At 37.1% G+C, this 15,063-nt stretch carries 9 protein-coding genes and 1 pseudogene; 9 read left to right on the forward strand and 1 reads right to left on the reverse strand.

Annotation, left to right across the window (positions count from 1 at the left end; translation table 11 throughout):
* Positions 1–72: 72 nt before the first annotated feature.
* Positions 73–279 (reverse strand): annotated as a pseudogene (locus ACQKN4_RS20160) (hypothetical protein).
* A 1,276-nt stretch (positions 280–1,555) separates the two neighbouring features.
* Between ACQKN4_RS20160 and ACQKN4_RS20165 the strand changes: the two are divergent.
* The 9 genes from ACQKN4_RS20165 to ACQKN4_RS20205 all read left to right on the forward strand — a co-directional run bounded on the left by ACQKN4_RS20165 (position 1,556) and on the right by ACQKN4_RS20205 (position 15,063).
* Positions 1,556–2,170, forward strand: coding sequence for an HD domain-containing protein (locus ACQKN4_RS20165; protein WP_079560083.1), 615 nt, complete (start codon positions 1,556–1,558; stop codon positions 2,168–2,170).
* 823 nt (positions 2,171–2,993) lie between these two features.
* Complete coding sequence (locus ACQKN4_RS20170) at positions 2,994–4,541, forward strand: esterase/lipase family protein (RefSeq protein WP_427484677.1); 1,548 nt, start codon at positions 2,994–2,996, stop codon at positions 4,539–4,541.
* Between the two features lie 820 nt (positions 4,542–5,361).
* Positions 5,362–6,783 (forward strand): anion permease, encoded by a 1,422-nt coding sequence (locus ACQKN4_RS20175; protein ID WP_079560084.1) that lies wholly within the window; start codon positions 5,362–5,364, stop codon positions 6,781–6,783.
* Between the two features lie 241 nt (positions 6,784–7,024).
* On the forward strand, positions 7,025–8,911 hold the full coding sequence (locus ACQKN4_RS20180; RefSeq protein WP_079560085.1) for an ABC-F family ATP-binding cassette domain-containing protein: 1,887 nt from the start codon (positions 7,025–7,027) through the stop codon (positions 8,909–8,911).
* A gap of 12 nt (positions 8,912–8,923) precedes the next feature.
* On the forward strand, positions 8,924–10,048 hold the full coding sequence (locus ACQKN4_RS20185; RefSeq protein WP_427484637.1) for a conserved virulence factor C family protein: 1,125 nt from the start codon (positions 8,924–8,926) through the stop codon (positions 10,046–10,048).
* A gap of 638 nt (positions 10,049–10,686) precedes the next feature.
* A complete protein-coding gene (locus ACQKN4_RS20190; protein WP_139376940.1) occupies positions 10,687–11,409 on the forward strand; it encodes a hypothetical protein in 723 nt (240 codons plus the stop codon).
* Positions 11,410–11,551: 142 nt separating this feature from the next.
* Positions 11,552–11,758 (forward strand): hypothetical protein, encoded by a 207-nt coding sequence (locus tag ACQKN4_RS20195; RefSeq protein WP_427484638.1) that lies wholly within the window; start codon positions 11,552–11,554, stop codon positions 11,756–11,758.
* Positions 11,759–12,745: 987 nt separating this feature from the next.
* Complete coding sequence (locus tag ACQKN4_RS20200) at positions 12,746–13,978, forward strand: M20 family metallopeptidase (RefSeq protein ID WP_079560088.1); 1,233 nt, start codon at positions 12,746–12,748, stop codon at positions 13,976–13,978.
* Positions 13,975–15,063: a tartrate dehydrogenase gene (locus ACQKN4_RS20205; protein ID WP_427484639.1), complete on the forward strand. Its 1,089-nt coding sequence runs from the start codon at positions 13,975–13,977 to the stop codon at positions 15,061–15,063. Before ACQKN4_RS20200 ends, ACQKN4_RS20205 begins: the two co-directional genes overlap by 4 nt.

Here is a 15,063-nt window from a genome sequence, read left to right on the forward strand (position 1 = left end):
AATGCAAGATTTCGTAAAAAAATAAATACAACATACAAAGCTGCTCCTATAAGTTATACAGGGCAGCTTTTTTTATTTAAAATATCCTCCATATGCAATAAGAAAAACTGGATAACCATGAAAAAATTGAAATTCGAATTATAATATACATTGTATATTCAAAAGAAGAAGGCGTTCTTTCACGTTTATTTTTTTAAAAAAATCTAAAAGAAAAAACGAACATAAGAGTAGGGCTGCTATTGAAATTTGATACATGTTCTCTAATAGACTATTCAACATAATCACCCTCTCAACCAAGAATATATGAGCTGTCCTGTTTTAGTAAGCTGATCCCCTTGAATAGTCGGTTAAAAATATGAAAGAGGCTATGTAGTTCTTTGTGGTATAAAGGATTCGGGTTATAGTTAGAATTCTTTTTCATGGGACAATGGATTTTAACATGGAATGCCATTGTCAGATTATTATTTATTGATAATTCGTTCCTATTCCTCTTTTTACATATACTTCCACAAAAGGATTGCCTAAAAGGGTTCATCTTCTTTCTTAACTTCTTGAAGTTGGTCCTATAATTCAGGATCAGAAAATGATTGTAAAATCACAGGCTTATCTGTTTATCTGTAGAGCGTATTGAAGAAATCAAGGAAAGGCTAATCCAAACTAATGAAGATCAACAACGATAAGGTCAACAAGGTTCTTAATATCCTTAGAATCTCCTGTGTTCAGAAAAAATTATTCCTTTGAACATATCTTAGAAGGAAGATAGGATAATGTCTTTTAAATGGAAATCGAAGAAACAATAAAAGCTGCCATCATCTACAATAGTAAGATGGGCAGCTTTTACTTTTTCTTCAGCGGGTTGGTAATACGTAACATAACTATCGTTCCTACTTCCTTCATAACTTATTACTTCATTTACGGCTTAAATGAAATTCGGAAAAATGGTTGCCTAAAAAAGATTTCTCTATTTTTGTTAGCACGACTCTGATAATTTGACTTTTCGTAAAATGTTGGCAAGAATTCGTTATGTTATTTGTTATTAATGGGAGGAGTTACGTTCACACATACTCAAGGGTATGATTACAGAAGGTAACGTCAATTAATGATACAAATATCACACGCTTGCGACATATGGTCAAAGCCTTCTAGGTCGTGACAACAAGCTAACTTTTTGTTCACTTATCTCGTCATGTACATTCGCTATGCGGGTTGAAACAAAGAATTTCTAAGGGAAAAATGTTCACTTTTATTTGTTTTCTTAGATGATTGATATTTTCACTATACGCACGTCATCATCAACACAGTATTCAACAGTATTCAATTGCAAGCCCGCTGAAGTTTTTAAATCTGTCAAAACATAGTTGCTGTACACCACTGAAATAGTGAGCTACAGAACAAAGTTAAATGTTCTGTACATTCACCTTACAATATTCTGAAAAATTTGTCAATTGAAATAACCTTGCGATACTGTTTTTTTAAAGCCTCGAGGTTACTTAATAATTGCCAACTATTCGAAGCAATACAGTATAATAATGTACGAAGGGACTGAACTAAGATTATGAACAATTTAATGGACAAAGTACGGGGAATTTACGAACAATTTGATGCTAGTCATGATTTTCAACATATTGAACGGGTTTATCAAAATGCGTTAGCGATTTTAGAAACAGAGTCAGAAGCGGATGCAGAAGTTGTGAAAATCGCTGTGCTCTTACATGATGTAAGTGATAAAAAGTATACCGATAGCAAAGAGCAAGAAAATAAGCTAATTGCCGAGCTGTCTTTTAGCGAGGAGAAAAAGCAACATATTCGGGATTGCATCGCTCAAGTATCGTTTAATGGTGGTAATGAGTTAGAAGCAACTTCTATCGAAGCAAAAATAGTACGAGATGCAGATCGCTTAGATGCGATTGGAGCAATCGGTATTGCACGTACGTTTGCTTTTGGTGGAGCTAAAGGTCGAAAGCTTTACGATAAGGAAGAGAATGCGCGTATGGATATGACAGAGGACGAGTATCGTAGTAAAAATACATCCTCAGTTACCCATTTTTATGAGAAGCTCTTATTGCTGAAGGATTTAATGATTACAGAGAAGGGCAAACAAATGGCTGAAGAACGCCATCAATTTATGGTGCAGTTTTTAGAGCAATTACAAAATGAGATGGGTGAGTAATTATTCACGCTTCAAAAAAAATATGGGCTAATAATTAAATAGATGTCTCATGAAAAATCCGTTGTCTACTCCAATAGACAACGGATTTTTATTGGTTTTGTCCATCAATTTATAGCAGAAGGTGAAATGAAGGCACGACAAGCGTGCGTTTTATACTTAGAGTGATTTACTCCACTTCTTTTTTATTATTTTTAAAGCATGTGTGAGGAAATGTAGGAATATTTTTTGGATGGTAGTAATTTGATATAAGACTTGCTAAATTAAATGTTTTTTGACCAACTGCAATGTAATTATTTACTTTTTCTGGAAGGTAGTAATTTATGAATCACTTAAAAAAGATAAGTTTAATTTTTCGATAAGGCAATAAGGCAAATAGATATATTGGAATTGTAATTAATGCAATTGGTATGTCACTTGAAAAACAAAGTGTCAATTCGTTTCGCTCTATGCTATTTTACTTGCTAACGCAATCTATTATGCTTCTTCTCAAAGTTAGTCTTCGCCGCAGTATAAGATAATGCTATTTTTTTGTCTGAATTAGAAGGAAATCATTTCCTTTTTGTAGAATGTTGAGTATAGATGGATGGCGGGTTAGTTTGTCTCTGTTTGAAAATACATCTTTGAAGACAGATTTATTATCATTAACGTCTGTTAATCAACACCTGTTTTTCTTGACTTTACACAAGTTATGTTTTGCAAAGGAATCCGTTACGATGATGTAGTAATCGAGAGTTTTTTTGGAATTATGGAATCTAAATTGCTTTTCTACAGATTTACGAACTTAATCAATAATAATGGTTAGGAGGAAAATAATTTGAAAAAAATGGTTTCGTTATTAGTGATGGTCACAATTATTCTTTTTTCTACTCCAGATGTATTTGCCTCAAACCCGATTGAACCTTATGGATTGAAGCCACCAGGTGAAGGCTTTATACCTGGAGAGTGGTTTCTAGGAGATACTCCACCTAATGTTGATCCGAATAAACCACCTATTGTTTTCGTTCAAGGGAAAAACGGTAACTCTACAAGTTGGTATGGTAATACAGAGTATCACGGTCTTAATGATATGTATACAAAAGCTTATGAAGCAGGGTATCAAACTGTATTTGTTCAATTATACGATGCGGCAGGTAAAGGCTCTTACAGTCAATATGATAATGGAAAATTATTAGCCTCTATGTTAAAAGAAATCAGTCAACTTTTTCACGGGAAAAAATTAAATATAATTGCCCATAGCAAGGGTGGACCCGATACCCAAGCAGCATTAGTTCTTAATAATGCTCATCCGTACGTTGGTAGGGTGTTTACTTTAGGTTCACCTCACTATGGATCAGAGTTAGCTGATCTTGCTTATAGCTGGTGGGCAGGTTGGCTAGCTACATTACTCGGTGAAAATGATGATGGAACATATTCACTTCAAGTTGGGGAAATGGAACACTTTCGCTCACTAATAGATAATCACCCCAACGTAAGTAGGAACAACTATTATACAATTGCTGGTACTAATACAGGACCATTTTTATCTGCACTCTGGATGGGTGGTCTATATCTTTCCGATCCAAATGATGGATTAGTCAAAGAGGCAAGCACTAAATTATCTTACGGAACACATTTATTTACCGATACCGCTCTTGACCATGACAGTATTCGAATGGGATCTGCGGTATTTTCTAGATTGGAACAGTATCTACAGTCTGCTTCTACTGATCGTATCATTGCAAACAAAGAATACTTTTCTCAATCTGATATGTTTCAAGAGTTGGATGTTTCTCGTTATATTTATGGAGGAAAGTTACAATCGTCATATGATGTGACACATTCCTTTTATGTGGATACTGCACTCGATAATGTTAAATTGTGGACAGGGTTAACTAGTGATGAGATAGAGTTGGTCTCTCCTTCAGGAATAAAATATACCAATCAGACAATCAACTCATTGGATGAAGACTCCCTCTTAAATGGCGTAGCACCTCATACATTTACTGGCGTTATTTCTGAGACTGGGGAATGGAAGGTAAATCTAAGCACGCAGGCAGAGAATAATGCGTATTTATTGGCAGTTCAACACGGGGGTCCCTCTTTGATAAAGGTGAGTATTCCAACAGTATCATTAGAAACGAATAATATTATCACGATGCAAGCTAATCAACAATTACAAAAACTTACTTTCGATGTACGAGTACTAGATCCAACAGGTAAAGACATTGCTTCTTCTCTACAATTGCAAAAGGTTGATCAACAAAACTTTATGGTGAATTTCCCAGAGAGTAAAAAATCTGGTGTATATAATATAACTTTAAATATTTCCGGTGAAACGTTACAAGGCAATCCATATAATAGAACCATTGTTCGTTCTAAGTATATAAAATAGACATAAGCAATAATTAGCAAAAGACCTTGGAAACATATCTTTAGCAACGGTTGGATTTCGAATTGATAATCATACAATTAAATAAGATATCAAAGAGTAATGAGTCACTATTTAAATAAAAGATTTGAAAATACCATGTTGGCAATCAGCATGGTATTTTTACTGTTTGTAACAAAACTTTTATAAAATGAACTAGAATACAATAGGATTTATTATACCAATCAAATATATCACTACCTAAGTATATCCATCTCATTCAACACGCGCTAACCATCTCTTAGTATACAGGGAAGTCGTCTTTATATTCGAATGTCTAAGTTTAGTGGACTTTTACTACTTCAATTTTTTTCTGCCGCTCGAACGGGATACGAGTCTGCAATCAATTCCTTGCCGATTCATTATAAGAGGGAGAATTGAGTTTTGTATGATTATTACATTGTATTTGCAAGACAGAACGTGAGATGATTTAACTCTTTACTGTATGAAATGTAAGAGGATTGATTCTCGACATTAGCTAATTTAAACACTATTCGTATCTTTTCAGTGGAATTGCACATGCTAACTTCAATGAATATGAGGTTGTTAAAAATTTTGAAAACAAAAAAATATCATAAAAGATAGATATTTATAATCACGTGTTATTTTTTCTTGAAAAATGAGCCAAAACTCTTTTCATCCAATGCATAAAGCATATATAATTACTTATGCTTTTTCGACAATGGGGATTTTGATTTTGTCTATATTTTATTCGGGTATTAGATCGTGGGAGAAATCGCCTGTTAAAAAACATTGGGGTAACCGTTAAAGGAGCATCAACATCATGAAAGAAGCAAAAAGCGCAGTCAAATGGATTCCTTTCTTCATTTCCCTTGCTGTTGGCGTAGCAATCTGGTTTTGTCCAGTACCTTCAGGAGTAGATGAAAAAGCATGGCATCTATTTGCTATTTTTGTTGCGACAATTATAGGATTTATAACGAAACCCTTGCCAATGGGAGCGATATCCTTTATTGCTATGGCTATGATTGCCATAACAAATACATTAACTATTGAAGAGACTTTAAGCGGTTTTGGCAATTCAACGATTTGGCTTATTGTTATTGCCTTCTTTATTTCTCGTGGATTTATTAAAACGGGACTAGGTGAACGAATTGCCTATGTATTTGTTCGTCTTTTTGGGAAAAAAACCTTGAGTCTGTCTTATTCTTTATTAGCAAGTGACCTAATATTAGCACCTGCTATTCCTAGTAACACAGCTCGTGCTGGTGGTGTTATATTTCCAATCATCCAGTCTTTATCTCATACTTTCGGATCTAAACCGGAAGACGGTACAGAGCGTAAGATGGGGGCATTTTTATTAAAGGTAGGCTTTCAAGGGAATTTAATAACGTCTGCTATGTTTATGACAGCCATGGCAGCGAACCCTTTAATTGTAAAGCTAGCAAGTGATTCAGCTGGGGTAACGATTACTTGGTTTGGTTGGGCATTGGCCATGATTGTCCCTGGGTTAACAGCTTTAATCGTTGTTCCTTATGTTATTTATAAAATTTATCCGCCTGAAATCAAGGAAACACCAGAGGCAGCAGCTATTGCTAAAAAGAAGCTGGATGAATTTGGTCCACTGAAAAGTTCTGAAAAACGAATGATCGTAGTATTTGTTGCTGTGTTGTCGTTATGGATTGGTGGAGACTACTTAGGCATTAGTGCTACTACAGCAGCTCTTATTGGTCTTTCATTGCTTTTATTGTTAGATGTATTAACATGGGCAGATATTAAGAAGGAAGAAGGCGCATGGGATACACTAATTTGGTTTGCAACGCTATTTATGATGGCATCTTTTATGAACAAACTAGGGTTGATTCCGTGGTTTAGTAATGAAGTGGGTGGACTTGTTTCCGGGTATAGTTGGATATGGGCTGTAGTTATATTAGCATTAGTCTATTTCTATTCTCATTATTTCTTTGCGAGTTCCACTGCTCATATTAGTGCGATGTATGCAGCGTTTTTATCTGTTATGCTGCAAGCGGGTGCACCAGCAATGTTGGCGGCTATATTATTAGCGGCATTTAGTAATTTATTTGGCGCCACTACTCATTATGGTTCTGGTCCAGCACCGGTCTTCTTTGGTGCAGGCTATATTGATCAAAAAAAATGGTGGACAGTTGGTTTTGTAGTTTCCGTTGTAACAATCCTGATTTTTGTTGTAGTAGGGGGATTATGGTGGAAGGCTCTTGGTTATTGGTAAAATAATTAGCTTCTGTATCCGGATAGAAATATTTCTATCCGGATATTTTTTTGAGATTTTTAACCCTTCTTCATTTTGCTTGTAATGGAGGAGGTTTTTTTAGTTGGGTAAGAAGAGTTTGTTGTCCTTTGTTTACCTGTCATTTGGTGTTATGATAAAAATGGATATCAATAATAAACTACATATTAAAAAGTAGTATGGACATTAAACAACACCTAAATGAAAGAGATGGACAAGTGTAATGAGTCATTTAATTGTACAAAATTTAACGAAAACAGTGGGCGATAAAACGCTCTTTCAAAATATTGAATTTACCATTTATGAGGGAGAGCGAGCTGGGCTAATTGGTATTAATGGTACTGGTAAATCCACATTGCTTTCTATTTTAGCAAATGAAATCGAAGCGGATTCTATGGAAGTTGACCGCCCAAATAAATATCGTGTTGCTTATTTACCACAGGAGCCTACTTTTAATAGTGGCGAAACAGTGTTACAGGCAGTGTTTGCAGGGGATTCACCTATTTTAAAACTGAATCGTGAATATGAAGAAACGGTTGCTGCACTTGCCTTAAATCCGACTTCAGAAAGTTTACAAAAAACGTTATTTAGCTTGCAACATCGTATGGATGAAGAGCAGGCATGGGATGTCAATGCTCTTGCTAAGACAGCACTTACGAGGCTTGGGATAGAAATGTTTGATAAAGAAGTATTAACACTGTCAGGCGGTCAGCAAAAGCGCGTTGCTTTAGCTAAAGTTTTAATCGAGCCAGCAGATCTTTATTTATTAGACGAGCCTACCAACCATTTAGATGTGCAGTCAACAGAGTGGCTACAGGAAATGGTGTTACGATTAAAGGGAGCAGTTATATTTATTACCCATGATCGTTATTTCTTAGATGAGCTGTCTACGCATATTTACGAGCTGGCTGATCAAACATTATACCGCCATACGGGGAATTATGGGGATTATTTAGAAGCTCGTGCTATTCGTGAGGAAATGAATGCAGCCTCTGCACAAAAGGATCGCAACCGCTATCGCTCAGAATTAAAATGGATTCGTCGTGGTGCGAAAGCACGTTCTACGAAGCAAAAGGCACGTATCCAGCGCTTCGAGCAGTTAGAGGATAACTTGGAGCGTAAATCTGAGGATGTCTCTCTTGAACTTGGTCTTGCAACAACACGACTCGGTCGGAAAGTTTTAGAGGCTGAAAATATTTCAAAGGCATTTGGCCAACAAAAAATCCTTGATAACTTTTCATTTTTACTACAGCAGGGCGATCGTATTGGTATTATCGGAGCGAATGGTGTAGGAAAATCAACATTATTGAACATGCTAGCAGGAGAGCTAACACCTGATGTTGGTGAAATTCTTGTTGGTTCGACAGTGAAGTTAGCACATTTCAAACAAACACTGCCAAAGATGAATGAAAATGAGCGCATGATTGAATATATCCGTGAAGCATCAAATGATATTACAGATGCAGAAGGTGTACGCTATTCCGCTGCTCAAATGCTGGAGCGTTTCTTATTCCCACTTCATGCACACGGTACACCTATCGGTAAATTATCAGGTGGAGAACGTAAACGACTGCATTTATTACGATTATTAATGGAGCAACCGAACGTATTGCTACTAGATGAGCCTACAAATGATTTAGATATTGAAACATTAGGTGTGCTAGAGGACTTCATTGAGCATTTCCCTGGAGTCGTTATAACGATATCCCACGATCGCTTTTTCTTAGATCGAATTGCGAAAAAGCTGTGGATTTTAGATGGTCTGGGGCATGTTAATGAGACGCTTGATATTTATAGTGAATATTTACAAAAGCGTGAACAGGAAGCTGCTGTAAAGGTAGAGGCGCCAAAAGTTGAAAAACCTAAGACCGAAAAAACTAAATCAGATAAGAAAAAATTATCTTTTAAAGAGCAAAAAGAATGGGAAACTATTGCTGATGAAATAGAAAAGACAGAGACAGCAATTATGGAGACAGAAGAAGGTATTGCTAATGCTGGAGCTGATTTTACAAAGCTACAGGAATTAACGGCGAAGCTAGATGAGCTGAATGCACAATATGAACATCTGATTGAAAGATGGTCGTATTTAGATGAAATCGTAAACGGATAAGGAGCGATAGACATGAAGATTATTACAATTGAACCGACACCAAGCCCTAATTCTATGAAGATTGTCGTTGATACAGAGTTACCTTTTGGCAAAAGCTATAATTTTACAAAGGATAATAAAGATGAAGCAACGGGTGAAGCGGCAGCGATTCTAGCAATTGAAGGTGTTAAAGGTGTTTATCATGTAGCAGATTTCTTCGCTGTTGAGCGTAACGCAAAGTATGCATGGGAAGGTATTTTAGCAAGCATCCGTCAAGTGCTAGGTGAAGATGTACAGGAAGTAAACAAAGAACAAGTTGCCAATGAATTTTATGGTGAAGTGTACGTCCATGTGCAGTTTTATAAACAAGTACCGCTTCAAGTAAAAGTGTTTGATAATCAACGTGAGCACCGTGTAAGCTGTGGTGACCGCTTTGTGGAAGCTTTCAATAAAATTATTGAGACAGCAGTTGATGAAAATTATATTTTCCAACGTAAGTGGATTGACTATGGTGTACGTTATGGAGAGCTAGAGGAAGTTGCGGAAGCTGTAAAACAAGAAATCGATGTAACGTATTCAGAGGAACGTTTAGCGGAGATTATTGCAACGATTAATGATTCTGAGAAAACTATTGAGAAGCCAGCTAAGCTAAAAATTTCTGTTGAACAGTTTAAACAACCAGAATGGGAAAAACGTTTCCAACTGCTTGACCAAATGGCAGATCCAGAGCTAGATGATTTACCACTTTTAGATTTAGCATTACAAGATGAGCAAATGTCTATCCGTCGACTTGCAACCGTTTATTTAGGAATGATTGAAGATGTAGCGGTTGTACCTTTTTTGGAAAAGGCATTACAGGATAAAAGCGCAGCGGTACGTCGAACTGCAGGAGATTGTATGAGTGACCTCGGCTTAGTGGAATTTGAAGACGTGATGCAGCAAGCATTACAAGATAAAAATAAACTAGTTCGTTGGCGTGCAGCTATGTACTTATATGAAGTCGGTACGGAAAAATTGTTAACGGCATTAAAAGCTGCTGAAGAGGATAAAGAGTTTGAAGTGAAGCTACAAGTAAAAATGGCGATTGCCCGTATCGAACAAGGTGAGGAAGCAAAAGGTTCTGTTTGGAAGCAAATGACAGAATCTCGCCAGCAATAAAACGAAATAACCAGCATCTATTTGAGCAATTCAAAATAGACGCTGGTTTTTTATATTTCAATTCCATTTTTTTTACTAGGCTGTTTTCTTAGATTGTTGCTTCCTAGAAATGTATGAAGCAGTCGGAGAATTAGGAAAAGCAAATCAACTAGCCTTATTGAAGGCAATGAAACAGGACCTATATCCAAAAGAAGAAAATAAAATGGAAAAATTACTTTCTAAGATCAAGGGGTTTCGCTTTGATTTTCTTTCAGTCATGTTTTTTTCATAAGTTTCATACATTGAAATCTCACAAGTTATTTTATAGTGGAACAGTAGAACAGGAACATAGGAGAGCAGGGGCATATTCTATATCGGTACCCTTGAAGTTTAAGCTATAAGAGCACAGTGCATAATAAATAATAACGAATGACAAATAAAAAAAGATTATAGTTTTTAAGGAGGGAAGATAAGTGCAGTTGAAATACGATTTCGTAGACTTGCCTTTAAATGAAATTAGAGTAGGCGCTTCAGGAAGAACACTATTCGATTATTGTCTTAATCGTAGCCATATATTTGCCTTAGCAATGAATGAAGTATTTGGATATGACATCATTGCAATTTGGAGCCCAATAATACAACACAACAGAGTTTTGCAGATGAAACTATTAAAGGTATATTTAGAAACATCTTATTTAGGCAAACCATACTTGTTCGATCCATCAGGTAATACCCAAACATCTGAAGTAATTAAATATGAAGGGGCCATTACAGAGCTTATCACCCCCGAACAGTTTAGAAGTCAAATGAAAGATTTGACTAAAACGTATTCTGAGGGAGATTTCGATGAAACTAATTTCGACAACTCATTCGCTCAAGAACTTGAAGAAATAAAACAATTCATATTAGAAAACTCGAGTCGATACGTCCCTATCTTTAGTTATATTGAGAATGCCCTTACAGAAAGTGGTTGGGAGCAAGTAGAGAGAAGCTTATATCATCCGGATAAAGAAGAACCATTCCACCGAGCAGTTACCGGGTGTAGATTTTCTGCTACTCGTTCAGTTGGTCAATTCCAACATACAATCGTAATCGATGTATTAAAAGACGGCGGAGTTATTTACCACATTGAAACCGATGATAATCACCGTATCTTCCAGACGGGTGTTTGCTCTATGGAACAATTCATCCTTGTTCTAAAGGAATGCGTCGATATTAAATATCCTATCAGATCACAAGTGATGATAGCTGCCTTAAAGATAACGGGCGAAGTAATCTATACTACTATTAATAACAACTACAAACCGCTTTATTTAGTTGATTTTCTCGGCGGTAAACACTGGCTAGAAAATGATGATTTAATGGCTATATCCATTAACTAATCTCTAGTAGGTTAGAGTAACTTCACTACACTGACACTATAACGTTTGACATAAAGTATATTAATAAGGCGCATCCTGTTCATAACAGGATACGCCTGTTAAAGCATGATTTTTCGCATATTCCTGTTATTCGTAAGAAATAGTGGAAAGGGAGGGGGATACTATAGTTGGTAAGTCTTGTGGTAATGATTCGCTTGCCCAAGGTGAACTAGGCGGATCTTATGCAAATGTAAAACCAATTAGGCTCGTTAAGCTAAATTTTTCGGGTTCACCAATGATTTTATCTATTTGTAAGAAATTTGGAGAAGTAGCTTCAATGAAAGATAAGAAATTAGATAAGTTCAAATAGTATCTTATAGTTATATTTTGGGTCACTTCCAGCAGAGTGACCCTTTATTAATTTCTCACATCAGAATTCCCCCGCCTTACTGAACATTTTCTTTCAAACGCGATATAAGAAATACGCTTCTCTTATTGAACTAACTTGCAGCCTTAGTTGAATAGCAACAATCTTCTCGAAAACAGCCTAAATCCTCTAATGTTCCCCTTAAATCTTCAAATGTCGTAGCTATTACATTTTGTGCCCAGTCATACGTTTCCTTGTATCCACCTGTGGCTAAGTAACCTTTAACAAGTTTACTTTATCAATGCTTTTAAAACTTGAAGCTATATAAAATTTCTCCATCATTATTTCTTTAATTCGTTCCTTTTTAACTATTTATTTTTTTATCACTGGCATTTTGATAAAACCTATATCATGCGATTGTTGATTTCCGTTCTGGCTGGACAAAGCGCCTAGCTGGAACGGAAATCAACCTCACGTTAGGGTAATGATCCCTTAAGTCTCTTTTTATCGAAAAATAACATAATATATATTATTTTTGTGTTTTCTAGCTTTTCACTACTAAACATAAAGTTAATAGCATTCTATATATTATTAACAAATTGTCTAATACTTATTTAATAGGACAATGATAGAATTATTTAACTTCTTTTAGCAGGCGTCAAAACGCCTACTAAAATAGAAGAACTCAGTCTAAGAACACCACGTCCTTTGGCAATTTATCTGTACGACAGGCAACAGCAACACGGTTTTAACTGTGCGAAAGCGGAGCGACAACAACAACACACGACTGAGTGACCAACATCATGTTGTTGATGACGCTACGTTAGCACTGCGCTTTCGCAGAAAACGGTTGGTTTGTTGGTCTAAGCTTCCGGCGGATGTCACGGAATCGGAAAAGAGTTCTTTGTGCTTGCACAAAGCCGATTCTGGACGCAATTATGCCGAGGCATAATTGATCTCTAGAATTTTCTATAAAAGGAGGGCTTATGAATGACAGTAACTAGTTTAAAGACAACGGAATCTTATATACGTGACCGCGGAGCAGTTATTGAGCTTACACAAAAGCTAGTACGTATAGAAAGTGTTTACCGGGAAGATGACCCAAATGGCAATGAACAAGAGGTCGCAAATTATGTCGCTCAATATTTACGTGATATAGGGATTGAAACACATGTTGAGGAGGTTGTGCCAGGTCGACCGAATGTCATTGGTATTATTGATTCGGGTAAGCCAGGAAAAACACTCCTCTTTGAAGGACACACAGATGTCGTGACGGAAGGGAATCGTAAAGCGTGGACGTACGACCCGTTCGGCGCAGAAATTATTGATGGCCGAATGTATGGCCGAGGCACAAATGATACAAAAGGAAATCTTGCGTGTATGATTACAGCTTGTCAGTCGTTGTTACTGGATCAGGAGGAATTTACAGGCAAGATTATTTTATGTATTCCATGTGATGAAGAAGGGCTAATGCTTGGTATTAAACATTTTATAAAAAATGGCTGGGCAGATGATGTGGATGGAGCAATTATATGTGAGCCAGAGGAAAACAACGTTTGTATCGCACAGCGTGGGGCAATACGCTTGAAAGTGGATGTTTTCGGTAAAATGGCGCACGGTGCGATTTCTTGGAGTGGCATTAATCCGAACTGGCGCATGGCACGTTTTATCGTAGAGCTTGAAAAATTGGAAAAAGAAGAGCAGGCACGTTTAGGACGTGATCCGATGCTTAATTGGCCATCTATTACACCAACGATTTTACGCGCGCCTGTAATAGGAGATGCGCAAATTAATGTCATTCCTGATCATTGTATGACGACACTTGATATCCGTACAGTTCCTGCACAGGATCACGATGAGCTTCTCGGTAAAATTGAGGCGATTATTAAACGCCTGCAAGCAGATGATCCGGATTTTAAAGTTGAGTTAACAGTGCTTGATAATCGCCCTGCAACAGCAACAGCGAAGGAGGAGCCTGTTGTACAAGCCATTTATGAGGCAGTCGCTGAGGTAACGGAAAAAGAGCCGAAATATAACGGTGTCCCAGGGGCTACAGATGGAACTTTCCTACATGTGCATGGGGTACCGATCGTTACCGTTGGAGCGGGTGATCGTGATATGCCCCACCAAATTGACGAATATGTCGATATCGAAGAATTAGCAGAAACTACAGCCATTTACCGTTTAGCAGCATTAAAGTTTTTAGTAGGTGATGCACATTGACTCACACAAAAATTGCAGTTATTCCAGGGGATGGTATTGGGAAGGAAGTTATGGAGGAAGCATTAAAGGTACTAAATACTCTTCAGGAACATGATTCTACTTTACAAATAGACACAACTATTTTTCCTTGGAGCTCAGATTATTATCTCAAGCACGGTCGAATGATGCCAAGTAACGCATTAGACAAATTAAAAGAATTTGATGCGATATTATTCGGGGCTATTGGAGATGCTCGTGTTCCTGATGACGTGACAGTATGGGAATTAATTATGCCGATACGAAAAAGCTTTCAGCAATATGTTAATTTTCGTCCGATCAAATCACTACCTGGCATAGCCTCACCACTTGCTAATGGAAGGGATATTGATTTTGTAATCTTCCGTGAAAATGCAGAGGGGGAATATTCCGATAGTGGTGGGCGAATTTATCATCGTCAGCCACAGGAAATGACGATTCAAAATACGATTATGACACGTATCGGGATTGAAAAAATTGTCCAAGCCGCGTGTGATTATGCCTATAAAAATGGCAAAACAAAAATTACGAGCGCGACAAAATCGAATGCTATTATTCATTCAATGAAGTTTTGGGATGAGCATGCTAGAAGAATTGTTGCACAAAGCTCACCAGCACTAGAGTTAGAATCTATCTATATCGACGCTTTAGTAGCTTATTTCGTGGAACGACCGCAAGATTTTCAGGTAGTTGTGGCCTCCAATTTATTCGGAGACATTTTATCAGATTTAGGATCAGCCATCGTTGGTGGTCTTGGGCTGTCACCGTCAGCTAATTTAAATCCAGAAAAGGAATTCCCCTCTATGTTTGAGCCTGTGCATGGGTCAGCACCAAATATTGCAGGAAAGGGCATAGCAAACCCAATTGCACAAATTTGGTCACTTGCTTTGTTACTTGGACATATAGGGAGATCCGATTTAGAAATGCTAATTGTAAGTGCGATTGAGACGGTACTTCGAGAAGGGGCTGTAAAAACCGCAGATATTGGTGGACAGGCGACAACCGCACAAATGGGTGATGCGATTTGTCAGGAGATTATCAAAATGAATTTAGCAGCAAGGGGTGTATAG

This window comes from Lysinibacillus sp. NPDC093692, from assembly GCF_050280125.1.
GTDB lineage: Bacteria > Bacillota > Bacilli > Bacillales_A > Planococcaceae > Lysinibacillus.

Excerpts from the sequence above, each read along its gene's own strand:
- ACQKN4_RS20200 (WP_079560088.1), top strand. The coding sequence starts at position 12,746 with ATGACAGTAACTAGTTTAAAGACAACGGAATCTTATATACGTGACCGC.
- ACQKN4_RS20185 (WP_427484637.1), top strand. The coding sequence starts at position 8,924 with ATGAAGATTATTACAATTGAACCGACACCAAGCCCTAATTCTATGAAG.
- ACQKN4_RS20175 (WP_079560084.1), top strand. The coding sequence starts at position 5,362 with ATGAAAGAAGCAAAAAGCGCAGTCAAATGGATTCCTTTCTTCATTTCC.
- ACQKN4_RS20190 (WP_139376940.1), top strand. The coding sequence starts at position 10,687 with ATGAAACTATTAAAGGTATATTTAGAAACATCTTATTTAGGCAAACCA.
- ACQKN4_RS20170 (WP_427484677.1), top strand. The coding sequence starts at position 2,994 with ATGGTTTCGTTATTAGTGATGGTCACAATTATTCTTTTTTCTACTCCA.
- ACQKN4_RS20180 (WP_079560085.1), top strand. The coding sequence starts at position 7,025 with ATGAGTCATTTAATTGTACAAAATTTAACGAAAACAGTGGGCGATAAA.
- ACQKN4_RS20165 (WP_079560083.1), top strand. The coding sequence starts at position 1,556 with ATGAACAATTTAATGGACAAAGTACGGGGAATTTACGAACAATTTGAT.